This window comes from Plantactinospora sp. WMMB334, from assembly GCF_049179095.1.
In the GTDB taxonomy this organism is placed as follows: domain Bacteria; phylum Actinomycetota; class Actinomycetes; order Mycobacteriales; family Micromonosporaceae; genus Plantactinospora.
This window is the reverse complement of sequence record NZ_JBMHME010000002.1, coordinates 3,434,474-3,450,188: the sequence shown is the minus strand read 5'-3', so window position 1 is coordinate 3,450,188 and position 15,715 is coordinate 3,434,474. Positions and strand designations below refer to the sequence as shown.

14 protein-coding genes and 1 pseudogene are annotated in these 15,715 nt (G+C 73.8%); 9 read left to right on the top strand and 6 right to left on the bottom strand.

Going from position 1 to position 15,715, the window contains the following annotated elements:
* Positions 1–51: 51 nt before the first annotated feature.
* Positions 52–2,274 carry an Hsp70 family protein gene (locus ACN27G_RS14785; protein ID WP_421493394.1) on the bottom strand — a complete coding sequence of 741 codons (2,223 nt, stop codon included), beginning with the start codon at positions 2,272–2,274 and terminating at the stop codon, positions 52–54.
* 372 nt (positions 2,275–2,646) lie between these two features.
* Here ACN27G_RS14785 and ACN27G_RS14780 point away from each other — a divergent pair, with 372 nt between their 5' ends.
* From ACN27G_RS14780 to ACN27G_RS14770, 3 genes are all read left to right on the top strand, one after another.
* Positions 2,647–3,504, top strand: coding sequence for a pentapeptide repeat-containing protein (locus tag ACN27G_RS14780; RefSeq protein ID WP_421497330.1), 858 nt, complete (start codon positions 2,647–2,649; stop codon positions 3,502–3,504).
* Between the two features lie 75 nt (positions 3,505–3,579).
* Positions 3,580–3,885 (top strand): ArsR/SmtB family transcription factor, encoded by a 306-nt coding sequence (locus ACN27G_RS14775; protein ID WP_421497329.1) that lies wholly within the window; start codon positions 3,580–3,582, stop codon positions 3,883–3,885.
* Positions 3,885–4,271, top strand: a complete 387-nt coding sequence (locus ACN27G_RS14770) for a VOC family protein (RefSeq protein WP_421497328.1) — start codon at positions 3,885–3,887, stop codon at positions 4,269–4,271. Before ACN27G_RS14775 ends, ACN27G_RS14770 begins: the two co-directional genes overlap by 1 nt.
* Before the next feature lie 136 nt (positions 4,272–4,407).
* Here the strand turns inward: ACN27G_RS14770 and ACN27G_RS14765 are convergent, their stop codons facing one another.
* Positions 4,408–5,631 (bottom strand): multidrug effflux MFS transporter, encoded by a 1,224-nt coding sequence (locus tag ACN27G_RS14765; protein WP_421497327.1) that lies wholly within the window; start codon positions 5,629–5,631, stop codon positions 4,408–4,410.
* 332 nt (positions 5,632–5,963) lie between these two features.
* On the opposite strand from ACN27G_RS14765, the gene ACN27G_RS14760 reads away from it, so the two are divergent.
* The 6 genes and pseudogenes from ACN27G_RS14760 to ACN27G_RS14735 all read left to right on the top strand — a co-directional run bounded on the left by ACN27G_RS14760 (position 5,964) and on the right by ACN27G_RS14735 (position 11,336).
* Complete coding sequence (locus tag ACN27G_RS14760; protein WP_421493393.1) at positions 5,964–7,028, top strand: DUF2332 domain-containing protein; 1,065 nt, start codon at positions 5,964–5,966, stop codon at positions 7,026–7,028.
* Positions 7,029–7,193: 165 nt separating this feature from the next.
* On the top strand, positions 7,194–7,550 hold the full coding sequence (locus tag ACN27G_RS14755) for an ArsR/SmtB family transcription factor (protein WP_421493392.1): 357 nt from the start codon (positions 7,194–7,196) through the stop codon (positions 7,548–7,550).
* A gap of 83 nt (positions 7,551–7,633) precedes the next feature.
* Entirely contained in the window at positions 7,634–8,806 is a 1,173-nt protein-coding gene (locus ACN27G_RS14750; RefSeq protein WP_421493391.1) for a sugar kinase, read from the top strand.
* A 17-nt stretch (positions 8,807–8,823) separates the two neighbouring features.
* Positions 8,824–9,639, top strand: a complete 816-nt coding sequence (locus ACN27G_RS14745) for an IclR family transcriptional regulator (RefSeq protein ID WP_421493390.1) — start codon at positions 8,824–8,826, stop codon at positions 9,637–9,639.
* On the top strand, positions 9,636–10,259 hold the full coding sequence (locus ACN27G_RS14740) for a bifunctional 4-hydroxy-2-oxoglutarate aldolase/2-dehydro-3-deoxy-phosphogluconate aldolase (protein ID WP_421493389.1): 624 nt from the start codon (positions 9,636–9,638) through the stop codon (positions 10,257–10,259). The genes ACN27G_RS14745 and ACN27G_RS14740 overlap by 4 nt, the downstream gene beginning before the upstream one ends.
* Positions 10,260–10,398: 139 nt before the next feature.
* Positions 10,399–11,336 (top strand): annotated as a pseudogene (locus ACN27G_RS14735) (CapA family protein).
* An 18-nt stretch (positions 11,337–11,354) separates the two neighbouring features.
* On the opposite strand, the gene ACN27G_RS14730 reads toward ACN27G_RS14735, so the two are convergent.
* The 4 genes from ACN27G_RS14730 to ACN27G_RS14715 form a co-directional block, all read right to left on the bottom strand.
* Positions 11,355–12,404, bottom strand: a complete 1,050-nt coding sequence (locus ACN27G_RS14730; RefSeq protein ID WP_421497326.1) for an ABC transporter permease — start codon at positions 12,402–12,404, stop codon at positions 11,355–11,357.
* 92 nt (positions 12,405–12,496) lie between these two features.
* On the bottom strand, positions 12,497–13,381 hold the full coding sequence (locus ACN27G_RS14725; RefSeq protein ID WP_421493388.1) for an ABC transporter ATP-binding protein: 885 nt from the start codon (positions 13,379–13,381) through the stop codon (positions 12,497–12,499).
* A gap of 231 nt (positions 13,382–13,612) precedes the next feature.
* Positions 13,613–14,329, bottom strand: a complete 717-nt coding sequence (locus tag ACN27G_RS14720) for a response regulator (protein ID WP_421493387.1) — start codon at positions 14,327–14,329, stop codon at positions 13,613–13,615.
* Positions 14,326–15,681 carry a sensor histidine kinase gene (locus tag ACN27G_RS14715; protein WP_421493386.1) on the bottom strand — a complete coding sequence of 452 codons (1,356 nt, stop codon included), beginning with the start codon at positions 15,679–15,681 and terminating at the stop codon, positions 14,326–14,328. The genes ACN27G_RS14720 and ACN27G_RS14715 overlap by 4 nt, the downstream gene beginning before the upstream one ends.
* Between the last annotated feature and the right edge of the window lie 34 nt (positions 15,682–15,715).

The following is a 15,715-nucleotide window of genomic DNA, read 5'->3' as shown; positions in this document are numbered from 1 at the left end:
GGGGCCGGCTCAGCGGTGTCCGGGGCCGGTTCAGCGGTGTCCGGGGCCGGTTCAGCGGAGCACCTCCCACAGGAAGAGGGAGTTGCCGACGCCACCGGCCAGGGTGCCGCCGTCCGGGCTGAAGCTGACGCCGGTGACGCTCGCGGTGCCGTCGGAGAGCGGCGCACCGATCAGCTCACGCGTGGCCAGCCGCCACATCCGGACGTGCTCGCCGCCGCTGACCAGGACCGAGCCGTCCGGGCTGAACGCGACCGACTGCGAGGCGTACGGCTGCGTGATCGGCGCACCGAGCGGCTGCCGGCTCGCCGTGTCCCACAGCCGCACCGTCCTGTCGATACCGGTGCTGGCCAGCAGCCGCCCGTCGGGACTGAACGTCACCGAGCTGACGTTGTCGTCGTGGCCGATCAGTGTTCCGCCGATCTGCCGGCGGTTACGCACGTCCCAGAGCCGGACGGTGTGATCGGCGCCCCCCGAGGCGAGCAGGTCGCCGCCGGGGTGGTACGCCAGCGCGTACACGTTCTCGGTGTGCCCGATGAGCGGTGCGCCCAGTGGCCTGCGTCGGGCCACGTCCCAGAGCCGGATCGTGGTGTCGGCGCTGGAACTGGCCAGGATCTGCCCGTCCGGGCTGAACGCCACGACGTAGTTCACCCCGGTGTGCCCGGTCAGCGCGCCGAACCGGGTCCGGTCGGCCACCTTCCAGAGCCGGACCACGTAGTCGTTGCCGCAGGCGGCGAGAATGCTGCCGTCCGGGCTGAACCGGACGCCACGGACATACCAGGGGCTGGCCGGGCCCCGGCCGGGATTGAAGGGGAGTGCGGCGCCGACCGGTCCCCGGTTCGCGACGCTCCACAACCGGATGGTCTGGTCGGTGCTTCCGGTGGCGATCAGGTCGCCGCCGGCCCCGTCGAAGGCCAGGTCGAGGATGGAGCCGGTGTGCCCGGTCAGCTCGGCCAGGAAGCGGGCGCCGGTCACCGGGGCGGGGTCGGAGGCCCGCGGCCCCGCCGGCTGCCTCCGGCGATCGGGACGGAACGCCGCCGCCGCAGCACCGCCGCCGGCGGCCAGGGCGAGGGCGGCGCCACCGACGATGGCCGTACGCCGGTGAAGGCGGCGCCGCCCCCCGCCCGGCGCGGGGGCGTCCCGGCCAGCGCCCGGTCCGACCGGCACGCCGGAGACCGGTCCGAGCACTGGAGCCGGTGGCAGCGGGCGCTGCGCGAGCAGGCTTCCCTCCGCCACCACGAGCTCGGGCTGTTCGACCGCGACCGGGGCGATCCCGAGGGTCCGGTGCAGCAGCGCCGCGGCAAGCGGGATCCGGGACGAGCCGCCGACCAGGAAGACGCCGCCGATCCACTCCCGGGCGATTCCGGCCTCGCGCAACAGGTTCACCGTGAACGCCGTGGTGCGGTCGAGATGCGGTCGTGCGGCCTTCTCGAACTCCTCCCTGGTGAGAAGCAGGTCGCTCTCGACCATCGGCAGCCGTACGGTGGCCGTCGCGTGCCGGGACAGTTGCTCCTTCGCCGATCGTGCGCCCCACCACAGGGTGTGCCTGGCAAGCGTCTCCTCGGCCGTTTCCGGCCAGTCCAGCCGCTGCCACGCCGCACGGGCGGTCGAGGTCACAGCCCGGGCGTGTGCGACGACGGCGGCGTCGAGTTCCAGACCGCCGACGTCGTCCAGTCCGGCCGAGGCGACCACGTCGAAACTCTCCGCCGAGACGCGTACCGCGCTGACGTCGAAGGTGCCGGCGCCCAGGTCGTAGACGACGATGCACCGCCCCGGCGGGACCGGCCGGCGCAGCGCGGTCCGGAAGTACGCCGCCGCGGCGACCGGTTCGGCGACGAACGTCACGCCGGGCAGCCCGGCCCGGTGCGCGGCGTCGCCGAGCACACCGAGCCGGGTACGGCTCCAGTTCGCCGGATGGGTCAGCACCACCGTCCCGGGGCGCTGCCCGGCGACCCGGTGCGCCTCGGCGGCGACCCGCGCGAGCACCGCCGCGATCAGGTCGACGACGGCGAACTCGCGACCGCCCAGCCACACCGTGCCGTCGTCGATCCGTCGTTTCGGGTTCGGGTCGAACCCGGCGGGGTGGGCCAGCGAGGCGCGTCCGGCATCCGCGCCGGTGAGGATCGCCGCCGCTTCCGGTCCGGCGTGGACGGCCGACGGCAGCAGCGGAGAGGCGTCGAAGAGCAGCGGCCGGACCCGGCCGTCCGGCCAGGCCAGTGCCGCCACCGTGGTGGAGGTGCCGAAATCGATGCCCAGTCCGTACCCGTCCGTGGCCACGCGTCAACCGTACGGCGCGCGGCACGGCCTCCGGCGCACCCGCCGGTCGTCCCCGCCAGGACGGGCGGGCGCGCATCGGCGGGTACGCTGCGGTGCAGCTCAGCCAGGGCGGGCCGGCCTCCGGCGAGCCCGTCCGAACCGCCCGCCGAACCACCCGAACCACCCGCCGGAACCACCCGCCCGAACCACCCGCCCGAACCGACAGCCCTGCCCGACCACTCCGCCTGACCTACGACCGGGAGAGGAGCCGCTGCCGTGTCCACCAGCTCCGATCATCCGTTCGTGGCGGCGAGTGCGACCGGCCACCCGGGGCGGGTGGACCGGACGCATCCGGAGGAGCGGTTGAGCGGCCGGACGCATCCGGGGGAGCGGTTGAGCGGCCGGTCGCTCCGCGCCGACTGCGAACGCTGCTTCGGGCTCTGCTGCGTGGCGCCGGCCTTCGCCGCCTCCGCCGACTTCGCGATCGACAAGCCGGCCGGCCGGGCCTGCCCCCACCTTGGCGCCGACTTCCGCTGCGGCATCCACCGCGACCTGCGCGAGCGAGGTTTCACCGGCTGCGCGGTCTTCGACTGCCTCGGCGCCGGCCAGCGGATCTCCCAGATCACCTTCGGCGGTCGGGACTGGCGTGACCACCCGGAGACCGCGGCCCGGATGGTCGAGGTCTTTCCGGTGATGCGGGCCCTGCACGAACTGCTCTGGTATCTGACCGAGGCGCTGGCGCTGCGCCTGCCCGAGCCGCTCCGCGCCGAGCTGACCGCCGCTCGGGACGAGATCGACCGGCTCGGCGACGCCGGCCCGGAGCTGCTGGCCAGGGTGGACGTGACGGCCCGGCGCGACGAGATCAACACCCTGCTGTCCCGGGCCAGCGAGTTGGCCCGCACCGGGCGCACCGGGCGGGATCACCGGGGGGCCGACCTGGTCGGGGCGAACCTGCGCCGGGCCGACCTGCGCAACGCGAACCTGCGTGGGACGTACCTGATCGGCGCCGACCTGCGCGACGCGGACCTGACCATGGCCGACCTGACCGGGGCGGACCTACGGGGAGCCAACCTGCGCGGCGCGGACCTCGGTCGGGCGATCTTCCTGACCCAGGCCCAGGTCGACGGGGCCACCGGAGACGTGCGCACCACGTTACCGTCGGCGCTGCGCCACCCCGGCCACTGGCGGTTGTCGATCGGTCCGGGTGGCCCGTCCGGCCCGCGGCGCCGTACCCCGCCCCGCCGCCGCTGACCTGGGGACATCTTCCCGGAATCACCATTCGACAGACGAGCCGTGACTTGATAGGCAAGTAACCACTTGCCTATGATGGCGTCCGTGGACGCAGACCCCGACCTTTTCAAGGCGATCGGCGACGCGACGCGACGCACCATCCTGGACGAGCTGATCGACAAGGACGGCCAGACGCTGTTCGAGATCTGTGGCCGGCTGACCATGAAACATGGCCTGGCCTCCTCACGCCAGGCCATCTCGCAGCACCTCGCGGTGCTCGAACTGGCCGGCCTGGTGCACACCCGGCGGCACGGCCGCTACAAGTTCCACCACATCGACACGGCCCCGCTTCGCTCGATCGTCGAGCGGTGGCCCATTGACCGAGAGGAACCAGACCCGTGATCCGCATCAACATCACCAGCGTGTTGGTCGACGACCAGGCCAAGGCGCTCGCCTTTTACACGGAGAAGTTGGGGTTCGTCAAGAAGACCGACGTGCCCGCCGGCGAGGCCCGCTGGCTCACCGTGGCGTCTCCCGCCGACCCGGACGGTGTCGAGCTGCTGCTGGAGCCGGACGGCCACCCGGCGGCCAAGCCGTTCAAGCAGGCCCTGGTCGCCGACGGCATCCCGCTCACCCAGTTCGCCGTCGACGACGTGTACGCCGAGGTCGAGCGGCTCAAGGAGCTGGGCGTCGAGTTCATTCAGGAGGCCACCGACCTGGGGCCGGTGGTCACCGCCGTCCTCGACGACACCTGCGGCAACCTGATCCAGATCGCCGCCATGAAGTAGCGGCGTCGGGCAGGCAGCCCCGGCGCCGCCGGTCCGAGCCGCCCGTCCGGTCCTCCTGATCGAGGACCGGACGGGCGGAGGGCGGGCGGCTCGGCGGACGTGGGTCGTGTCCGCGGGTACCTCGCCGCTGCCGCCGTCAGTGCGCGGCGACCGGTACCGCCTCCGGGGTGCCCGCGCCGGGCCGCGCCGGGCGGACCACCAGGAGCAGCATCGCGAGCGCCGCCACCATGGCGGCGAAGATCACGGTGCCCATGCCCACGCTGCCGTTGCCGAGCACGCCGACCAGCGGTGCCAGTATCGCGCCGATGCCGAACTGGATCGCGCCGAGCAGCGCCGCGGCGGTGCCGGCCGCCTCGCCGTGCCGGCTCAGTGCCAGCGCCGGAGCGTTCGGCATGGCCAGTCCCGACGCGGCGAGCACTCCCCAGAGCGACACCAGCACGGCCGGCAGCCCGCCGAATCCGGTCGCGGCGAAGCCGAGCAGTGCCAGTCCGGCGAGCGCTCCGGCGGCCAGCGCGGAAACCAGGATCCGCTGCGGGGTGTAGCGGCGCAGCAGCCGGACGTTGAGCTGGGAGGCTCCGATCAGCCCCACCGCACCGGCGCCGAAGACGATCCCGAACTGCCGCTCGTCGAGGCCGTACTCCTCCTGGAAGACGAAGGACGAGCCGGAGACGTACGCGAAGAGCGCCGCCATCGCCAGCCCGGCGACCAGGACGAGCCCGACGAAGATGCGGTCCCGCAGCAGCGTCCGGTAGACCCGGACGGTGCCGCGGACGCCGCCCCCGCGCCGCCGGTGCGCCGGCAGCGTCTCGGGCAGCTTGAACGCCGCGAGGGTGACCAGCACGACCCCCAGGACACCGAGCGCGAGGAAGACGCCGCGCCAGTCCGTCCAGCCGAGTACCGCACTGCCGAGCGTGGGCGCCAGCACCGGGGCGGCACCCATCACCAGCATCAGCCGCGAGAAGATCCTGGCGAAGGCGGTTCCGGTGAAGAGGTCACGCACCACGGCCATCGCCACCACCGACGCGGCGGCGGTGCCGAGGCCCTGCAGCACCCGCAGCAGGCCGAGCACCCCGATGTTCGGGGCGACGACGCAGAGCGCCGAGGCGATCACGTGCAGCACCAGGCCGGCGAGGAGCGGAAGGCGCCGGCCCAGCGCGTCCGAGAGCGGCCCGATCAGCAACTGGCCGAGGGCGAGCCCGGCCAGGGTGCCGGTGAGGGTCAACTGGACCGCGGCCTCGGCGGTCTGGAAGTCGGCGGTGATCGCCGGCAGCGCCGGCAGGTACATGTCGATCGTCAGCGGCCCGATCGCGATCAGCGCGCCGAGGACGAGGACGAGCCGCAGGCGCTCCCGGGCGGTCATCGCGTCGCCCGGCGTGTCGGACGGCACGGCGGCCTCGACGTGCTCGGCGGTGGCGGTCATGCGGCCCTTCCCGGCTGGTAGAGATATGGCGCGATCGCCGGGCGGTCGTACGGCGAGGCCGCCCGGCGGTGGTACGGGGCGACCGCCTGGCGATCGGTGTTCTGGACACGGCGACCGGAGATGGAGATCCGGGCGCGGACAGCGGAGATCACATCTGCCTCCAACCGCTTGCGCTGCCGGGCATTCCCGGTTGATCAAGAGGTGCCTCAGCTCACATCCGCCGCGCCCGGCGCACACCGGACCCGGGCCGCTTCGGTTCGGATACTTGGGTGATGGCGACGGCGCGGGAAATCGACGAACTCGCGGGACACTTCCGGGACGCGCCGAGGACCTTCACCACCTCCCCGCTCTACCGGGCGCTCTGCCCGGTGGTGGCAGGGGATCGGCCGACGCTGGAACTGCTGGCCGGCCGGCGGCTGGGGCAGCAGGCGTCGTATCTGTTCTTCGGGGCCGCACACTATCTGTTGCTCGGCGGGGCGGAGCACCCCGTGCGGGAATTCTATCCGTCACTGGTCGGTCCGGCGGCCGCCGACCCGGCCGGTGCCGGGCCGGTTTTCCGGGATTTCTGTCACCGCTTCCGGGTCGAGCTCGGTCGGCTCGTCCGCAGCCGACTGGTGCAGACCAACGTCGTACGCCGGGCGGTCGCGCTGCGGTACGCACTCTGGGCGGTCGGGCAGCGCTGCCCCGGACCGGTGCACCTGGTCGAGGTCGGCGCCAGCGCCGGTATCCACCTCTACGTCGACCGCTACCGGTATCTGCTCGGCGAGCAGGTCTTCGGACCCGCCGACGCCACGATCACGCTCGACAGCCGGTGGTTGGGCCGGTCGCCGTTGCCGGACCTGGACGACGTACCGGCGATCGCCAGCCGGACCGGCGTGGACCTGCATCCGGTCGACGTCGCCGACGAGCGCGACCGACGCTGGCTGCGCGCGCTGGTCTGGCCCGAGAACCGGGGCGCGGCAAGGCTGCTGGAGGCCGCGCTCGACGCGGTGGCGGCGGAGCCGCCGGTCATGATCGCCGGCGACGCGGTCGAGGTCTGCCCGGAGCTGGGCCGGCGTCTGCCGGCCGGCGAGCCGAGAGTGGTCTTCCACGCGGCGACCCGGATGCACGTGCCGACCGACCGGCGCGCCGAGTTCGACCGGGCGATCGACTCGATCGGCGACGGCGGCCCGCTCTATCACGTCTGGCAGGAGCCACCGTCGGCACCACACCGGGGGCATGTCGCCGATCCGCGCGGCGAGTTGGCGATGCACGGTCCGGACGTCGAGGTGGTCGTGCCGCTGCTCCGGGTCGACGGCCACCTCCGCTGGCTCGCCCCGCTGGACGCGTCGGCCTGACCGGCCGAATCCCGCGGATCACTCGGGCGGCGGTCAGCCGGGCGGCGGTCACTCGGGCGGCGGTCAGCCGGGCGCGGTCCGTCGGGCGGCGGTCACTCGCGTACCGCATTCGCCCCGGGCGGACGCGGTGGACGGGGGCGGCGGCCGGCGCCAGACTAGGTGCCCGTGTACGTACCCGACGACTCGACCTCCGCCGGCAACGGCCCGGACCTGCCCACGGGCGCCCAGATCGACGCGGCGGTGACGGCGCTGCGGATGCTCGCCGAGCCGACCCGGCTCCGCCTGCTCTGGCTGCTCCGTGACGGCGAGTACGACGTGGGAAGCCTCGCCCTGGCCGTTGGTGCCGCCCGGCCGGCGGTGTCGCAACACCTCGCCAAGCTGCTGCTGGCCGGCCTGGTGGGGGTGCGGCGGGACGGGCGGCGTGCGCTCTACCGGGCGCGGGGCGGCCATGTCCGCCGGCTGGTCGCCGAGGTCCTCTACGCCGCCGACCACCACGTCACCGGTGCCCCCGATCACGACTGACCGCCCTGGCGTAGGGTGGCGTCGTCAGCAGGTGGTGCAGATATCAAGCACGTGGTGCAACATGTGCACCAGATGGGAGACGCGTGATCCCGATCGGTGCCGTCGACGGCGAACGGGCCGACCAGCCGACAGACCGGCCGGCAGCATGGCTCGACGCGCTCTGCGTCGGCGAGACGATGGTGATGGTGACGCCGACCCCCGGCGGCCGGCTGGACGCCGGGTCGACCTTCGTGCTGCGGGCCGGTGGCGCCGAGTCGAACGTCGCGATGTTTCTCGCCGCACTCGGGCACCGGGTCGGCTGGGCCGGCCGGGTCGGCGCCGACCCGCTCGGTGACCTGGTCGTCGAACAGGTCCGGGGGACCGGGGTGGACACCTCGCTGGTGGAGGTGGACCAGGCCCGCCCGACGGCCGTCTACCTCAAGGATCCCGGCCCGGACGGCACGCGGGTCTACTACTACCGGCGCGGTTCCGCCGCCGCCGGCATGGACCCGGAGTACGCCGACCGGATCGACGCGGTGCCGGCGACCGTCCTGCACCTCAGCGGCGTGACCCCGGCGCTCTCCGACAGTTGCCGCGCGCTCGTCGACCACCTGGTCGGCTTCCGGCCGGCGGGGCGAGGACTGGTCTCCTTCGACGTGAACCACCGACCGGCGCTCTGGTCCGACCGGTCCGCCGCCGCGACCGAACTGCTCCGGCTGGCCCAGGCCGCCGACGTGGTCTTCGTAGGGCTGGACGAGGCGGCGCGGCTCTGGGACGTCACCACCCCGGAGCAGGTCCGCGCCCTCGTGGACCGGCCGGCGGCCCTGGTGGTGAAGAACGGTGCGGTGGAGGCGGTCACCTTCACCGCTGACGGCGTCACCGTCGTGCCGGCCCGCCCGGTCGAGGTGGTGGAGCCGGTCGGTGCCGGCGACGCCTTCGCGGCCGGCTGGCTCTCCGGCGCGCTACGCGGCCTCGACCAGACCGCCCGGTTGCGGCTCGGGCACCTGGTCGCCGGTGCCGCGCTCGGCTCCGTCTCGGACTTCGCCGCCCTGCCCCCGGTGCCGGCGATCTGCGCCGCGCTGGAGATCCCCCCCGACTCCTGGCACGCCGCCGCCGGTCCCTCCGCCGGCATGGCCGCCGGTCGCTCCGCCGGCATGGCCGCTGGTCGCTCCGCCGGCAGTCCCTCCGCCGGCATGGTCGCCGGTCGCTCCGCCGGCATGGCCGCCGGTTTCCCCGCCGACACGGCCGCCGGCGGTAGCGCCGCTGCCAAGGGCTGACTCGGGAGCGACGACCGATGTCCCAGACCGTCGAGCGCGCACTGCGCATCATCGAGCTCTTCGCCCAGCGCCCACACTCGCTCGGCGAGATCGCCGCCGATCTCGGCGTGCACCGGTCGACCGCGCTGCGGCTGGTGCAGACCCTCGAACGCGGCGGCTTCGCCCGGCCGGTCGACGGCCGCTACACCGTCGGGTTCCGGATGGTGGCGATCGCACAGCACGCCGTCGAGCAGCTCGACCTGCACCCGGTCGCGCACCCGCACCTGCTCCGGCTCGGCGACCGGTACGGCCACACCGTGCACCTCGCCCAGATCGTCGAGGACGAGATCGTCTATGTGACCAAGGTGGACGGCCGAGGGGCGCTGCGGATGCGCTCCCGGGTCGGCCAGCCGGTCGACCCGCACACCTCCGGGGTGGGCAAGGCGATCCTGGCCCACCTCGACGAGCCGACGCGGGAGCGCTTCCTGGCCCGGCTCACGTACCCCCGGCACACCGCCACCTCGATCACCGACCCGGCCGCCTTCCGCACCGAGCTGGCCCGGATCGCGGAGCGGGGCTGGGCCGAGGACGACGGCGAGTTCGAGGATTTCGTCGCCTGCGTCGCCGTACCGGTCCGGGACGCCCGGGGCCGGGTCGCCGGTGCGGTCTCGTTGACCGCGCTACGCGCCGCCACCCCGCTGGAGCGCCTCCGCGACCTCCTGCCGGAGCTGACCGGGACCTGCGCCGCGATCTCCCGGGACCTCGGTTGGACCAGCGGCTCCCCGGGCGCCAGCGGCTCCCCGGGCACCAGCGGTTTCGCGGGCACCGGGCCGAGCGGGGAGCATCGACCATGAAGGGAACCACCATGCCCAACCCGTCGACCGCCTACTTCGACGACCTCTTCACCGGCCGCCCGGTGATGGCCATCCTGCGCGGCCTCGACCCCGACCGGACGGTGGAACTCTGCGAGCGGGCCTGGGACGCCGGCATCGAGGCGGTCGAGGTACCGGTGCAGAGCCCGGACGCCCTTCCCTCGCTGCGCGCGGCGATCGCGGCCGGCCGGGACCGCGACCGCCCCGTCGGCGCCGGCACGGTGGTCACCCCGGAACAGGCCCACACCGTGTACGAGGCCGGTGCCGTCTTCACCGTCGCTCCCGGCTACGACCCGGAGGTGGCAGCCGAGTGCGCCCGGCTCGGCCTCGCCCACCTGCCCGGGGTCGCCACCTCCTCCGAGATCGGCCGGGCGCTGCGCACCGGACACACCTGGCTGAAGGCGTTCCCAGCCGGCGACCTCGGCGCCAACTGGATCCGGGCCCAGCTCGCCCCCTTCCCCACGGTGAGGTTCGTCGGCACCGGCGGCATCGACGCCGACAACGCCCCGGCCTTCCTCGCCGCCGGCTGCCGGGTGGTCGCGGTCGGTTCCGCGTTGCAGGACCCCCGCCAACTCGACCTGCTCGCCCGGCTCGGGGTGTAAGGAGGGGGCCCTTCTACAACAGAAAACGATATGCGGGGGCCCTTCCTTACACCTGTGGGCCGGCTGCGCGTCGGCGCCGGACGCCGCACCGTCGACCACTGCGGCGTCTCCGACGGCCGGCACACCGGCGGGCGGGTCGGTGAGTCCGGCGGCACCGGTCGAGCTGCGCCTCGCGTTCGCCGGTGACGTCCACTTCACCGGACGTACGCTGCGGCTGCTGGACGATCCGGAGACCGCGTTCGGCCGGATCGCGTCGACCCTGCGGGACGCCGACCTGACCCTGCTGAACCTGGAGACGGCGGTGACCGGGCGGGGCACGCCGCAGCCCAAACGGTTCCACTTCCGGGCGCCGGAGAGCGCGTACGCGGCCCTGCGCGCCGCCGGGGTGGACGCCGCGTCGATCGCCAACAACCACGTACTCGACTACGGGCCGGTGGGACTCCGCGACACCCTCGACGCGGCGGCGGAGGCGGGTTCCCGGTCTTCGGCGCGGGCCGCGACGCCGACGCCGCGTACGTGCCCTGGCTGACCACGGTGCGCGGGGTGCGGGTCGCCGTGCTCGGCATGTCGCAGGTGCACGAGCTGGCCGCGCAGTGGAAGCCGACCGCGACCCGGCCCGGGGTGGCGATGGCGTTCGACGCCGAGCGGGCGACCGCCGCCGTCCGGGCCGCCCGGAGCCGGGCCGACCTCGTGATCGTCTTCATGCACTGGGGGATCGAGGGCAGCTCCTGCCCGGGCGGCGAGATGAGGAGTTTCGCCGGCCGGATGGCCCGGGCCGGCGCCGACGTCGTGCTCGGTACGCACGCGCACACCCTGCTCGCCGACGGCTGGCTCGGCCGCACCTACGTGCACTACGGGCTGGGCAACTTTCTCTGGTACGGCGACTCGAAGAGCGCCGACTCCGGCGTGCTCCGGCTGACGGTCCGGGGCCGTACGGTGGTCCGCAACGAGTTCCTGCCCGGCACGGTCTCCCGCACCGGGCAGCCGGTACTCGTCTCCGGGGCGGCCCGGCAGCGGATCGCCGGCCGGATCGCCTCGGCGCAACGCTGCTCCGGCCTTGCTGCCGAACGATCCTGAGGTTCGCCGCGAGGCGGGTCAGGAGATCCGGGTCTCGCGTTCCCGCCAGGCGGCCCGCAGCGTGGTCCTGCCGTTGGTGCGCAGCAGCGACCCCTCGTAGAGTCGGGCGGCCAGCGCCAGGAAGAGCGCGGCGGCCCCGACCAGGATCAGTAGCGCCGGGATCGGCTCCCAGCCGGCGGCGTCACCGGAGAAGAGCCGCAGTGGCATCGCGGTCGGCGACGAGAACGGGATGTACGAGAGCAGCGTCATCACCACCGGGTTCTCGTTGAAGAAGATCACCAGGAAGAACGGCGCCATGATCACCAATTGGGCCGGGGTGGAGGCTCCGCCGATGTCCTCCTGCCGGCTCACCAGCGCTCCGGTCACCGCCCACATCGACGCCACCAGCACGAAGCCGACGACGAAGAACGGCACGAACCAGGCGATCGCCGGGGCGAGCTGGCCCAGCAGCCGGGCGTCGCTCCCGGCGACCTGCATGGAGGCCACCGCGACCACCGCGAGCAGCACCACCTGGCCGAGGGCGAGGGCGCCGTTGCCGAGTACCTTGCCGGCGAGCAGAGCCCGGACCGGCACGGCGGTCACCAGGATCTCCACGATGCGGGTCTGCTTCTCCTCCGTGACGCTCTGCGCGATCTGCACGCCGAAGGCGATGGAGACGAAGAAGAAGACCATCGCGAAGGACGCCGGCACCAGGAAGGAGAGCGCCGGGCTCAGCGCGTCGGGGTCGAGCAACTGCACCGGGGGAGCGGTGCTCAGCGCCCGGAGCACGGAGCTCGGCGCACGCTCCATCGCCAGCACCTGGATGCCGGCGGCGCCGTCGCCGGGCACCACGGCCGCCTCGACCTCGCCGTCCCGGACCAGTTGCTCGGCCTGCCCGGGGTCGGTGGCGCGCACCACCTCCATGCCGGCCTGTTCCAGTGTGGTGGCGGCGTCGCCGGAGCCGACCACGGCGACCGCCGTCGAGCCGCTGCCGCCGAAGATCGCCGGCAGGACCGTGCCGGCGACCGCGATCAGCAGGAAGATGACGGTGCTGATCAGGAACGTCCGGTCGTGCAGCTTGACCGTGATCTCCCGGCCGGCGACGAGCCTGGTCGCGGCCCAGAGCGAGGTGCTGCCGGCCGGCCCGGCCTGCGGCGGGGTGCGGGGCGGGGCGAGCGTCGTCACTGGGTGACCTCCCGGAAGATTTCGGCGAGCGAGGGGACGACCGGGGCGAAGGCGCGTACCGGGCCCCGGGCGAGCGCCGCCCGCAGCACCGTCTGGTCGTCGGCGGGATCGGCGAGGTCGATCACGACCCGCGCCCCGTCGAGGTCCACGACGGAGATGCCGGGCAGGTCGCGGATCCAGCCGGCGTCGCCGTCGAGGACGAGTTCGTAGCGCGGGGTGGCGTGTCTGGTACGCAGCTCGGTGCGGCTGCCGGCCGCGCATACCGCACCGGCGGCGATGATCACCAGGTCGTCGCAGAGCCGTTCCACCACGTCGAGCTGGTGGCTGGAGAAGAGTACCGGCGCGCCTCGCCCGGCCCGCTCCCGCAGTACCCCGGCGACCACCTCGACGGCGATCGGGTCGAGCCCGGAGAAGGGCTCGTCCAGGATCAGCACCTCGGGGTCGTGCACCAGCGCGGCCGCGATCTGGGCCCGCTGCTGGTTGCCGAGGGAGAGTTTCTCCACGGGGTCGTCGGCCCGCTCCGCCAGGCCGACCCGGTCGAGCAGCTCGTCGACGCTGCGCCCGGCGGCCGGCGCCGTCAGACCGTAGAGGCGGCCGAGGTAGACGAGCTGTTCCCGGACCTTCATCTTCGGGTACAGGCCGCGCTCCTCCGGCATGTAGCCGAAGCGCTGCCGGACGGCCCGGGTGATCGGCCCGCCGTTCCAGGTCACCGTGCCGGAGTCGGCGGAGAGCAGGCCGAGGATGATCCGCATCGCGGTGGTCTTGCCGGCGCCGTTGGCACCGACGAATCCGGTCATCCTGCCCGATGCCACCTCGAACGAGATGTCGTCGAGCACTCTCCGGTCGCCGAACGACCGATCGACCGACGCCACGCGCAGCATCCGCCCTCCTCCGCCGTGTCCCGCACCCGGGCACCCTGCCCGGCGGGGTCGAGGCTAGTTCGCCCCCGGCGCGGCGGCGTCCGCCGTGTGGCGGAACCGCAGGGATGATCGACTTCGGCCACGCCACGCCACGCACGCCACGCCAGGCCACGCCACGCCGCCGCCGGAGCCGCCCGGCCGGCGCGGGGTGCGTGGTGCGGGGTGCGTGGTGCGTGGTGCGTGCGGAGCCGGTCAGCCGCCGGCACCGCCCGGGGTCACCACGCCGTGCTCGTACGCGAAGACCACCGCCTGGGTACGGTCGCGCAGGCCGAGTTTCATCAGCACCCGGGAGACGTGGGTCTTCACGGTGGCCTCGCCGAGCACCAGCCGCTGCGCGATCTCGGCATTGGAGGCGCCCCCGGCGAGCTGGATCAGCACCTCCCGTTCCCGCTCGGTCAGCTCGGCGAGCCGGCGCCGGTCGAGCTCGTCGGGGCCGCCGGTGGCGGGATCGGGTGCTCCGGCCGCCGCCGTGGCCGCGGCGGTGAAGGTGGCGATCACCCGCCGGGTGAGCTGCGGGGCCAGCAGGGCGTCGCCCCGGGCGAGGATCCGCACCGCCTCGACCAGTTCCTCCGGGGAACCGTTCTTCAGCAGGAACCCGCTGGCCCCGGCCCGGAGGGCGGCGAAGAGGTAGTCGTCCCGGTCGAAGGTGGTCAGGATCAGCACCGCCGGCCCGGCCGAGCCGCTGGCCGCGACGATCTGCCGGGTCGCCGCCAACCCGTCCAGGTGCGGCATCTCCACGTCCAGGAGTACGACGTCGGGGCGCTCGGCCACGGCCAACTCGACGGCCCGCCGTCCGTCCGCCGCCTCGCCGACCACCTCGACGTCGTCCTCCGTCTCCAGGATGATCCGCAGGCCGGCCCGGACGAGCTGCTGGTCGTCGGCGAGAAGGACCCGGATCCGCCCCGTCACGCCGGCACCACCGGCAGGCGGGTGTCGCCGGGGGCACCCGCCTGGGTGATCGGGAAGCGGGCCCGGACCTGGAAACCGCCGCCGGCCCGGGCACCCACCTCCAGGCTGCCGTCGTGCGCGGCGACCCGCTCGCGCATGCCGATCAGGCCGAGCCCGGCGGGGGACCGGGCCGGGACGGCGAACGGCACGCTCCGGCCGTCGTCGGTCACCTCCACCTCGACCTCCCGGCGCAGGTAGCGGATCCGGATGTCGACCGCGCTGGCCCGGGCGTGCTTGATCGTGTTCGTCATCGCCTCCTGCACGATCCGGTAGCCGGCCTGGGAGACCGACTCCGGTACCGGCACCGGGGTGCCGTAGACGGTGTACTCGACGGCGAGTCCGGCGTCCCGGGCGCCCTGGAGCAGGCTGTCGACCTGCTCCAGTCCGTAGCCGAGTGCCCCGTCGGTGGCGCCCGCGTTGCGGAGCACCCCGAGCATCCGGCGCAGTTCGTCGACGGCGGTCCGGGCGCTCTGCTCCACGGCGGCGAGGGCGGTCTTCGCCGTCGCCGGATCCTTGTCCATCACCCGCCGGCTGGCGCTGGCCTGCACGCCCATCACCGAGACGTGGTGGGCGACGACGTCGTGCAGCTCGCGGGCGATGCGTACCCGCTCCTGGTTCACCGCCCGCTCGGCGTTCTCGGCCCGGGACCGGCGCAGCTCCTCGGCCTGCACCTCCAGCTCGTGCTGGCGCAGCGCGGAGGTCCAGGTGCGGTTGCCGAGCAGGTAGGCGAGGAGGAAGTAGGCGCCGTTGAGGAGGACGGTGGCGACCGCGGCGGCGAACAGCGGGGAGATCGGACCGGTCGCCCCCGGAAACTCCGACTGTTGCGAGGCGATGCTGAGCCCCACCGCGATCGCCAGCCAGGTGAACATCGCGGCGATGACGCCGATCCTGATCCGGGCGGCGAGCCGGCGGTCGCGCCCCCACGCGCCGAGGCTGTAGACGGCGATGAAGAGACTCGCGGAGGAGACCATGGTCTCGGGCGAGCTCCGGAGCTGGGCGGCGATGAAGACCGCGGCGAGCACGCTGGTGCTGATCTCCGGATGGGTACGCCGCCAGATCAGTGGCAGTCCCACCGCCACCGCCCAGGCCAACTGCTCGGGCCAGGGTGGCGGCGGGCCGAGCGGGAAGCTGCCCATGCTGTTGGAGAGCACCACACTGAGCAGGGCGAGCGCGGCCATCGAGAGGCCCAGGTAGAGGTCCCGGCGCCGTCCCCGCAAACCGGGACCGGGGCGGACCCACGGGCACGCCGTGGCGTCGTCACCCGGAGCGCCGCCCGGCATCGGGTCGTCCTGCGCTGCTCTGCCAGCCGCCATCCGACATGAATAACGTATCCGCCGCGTCCCGCGC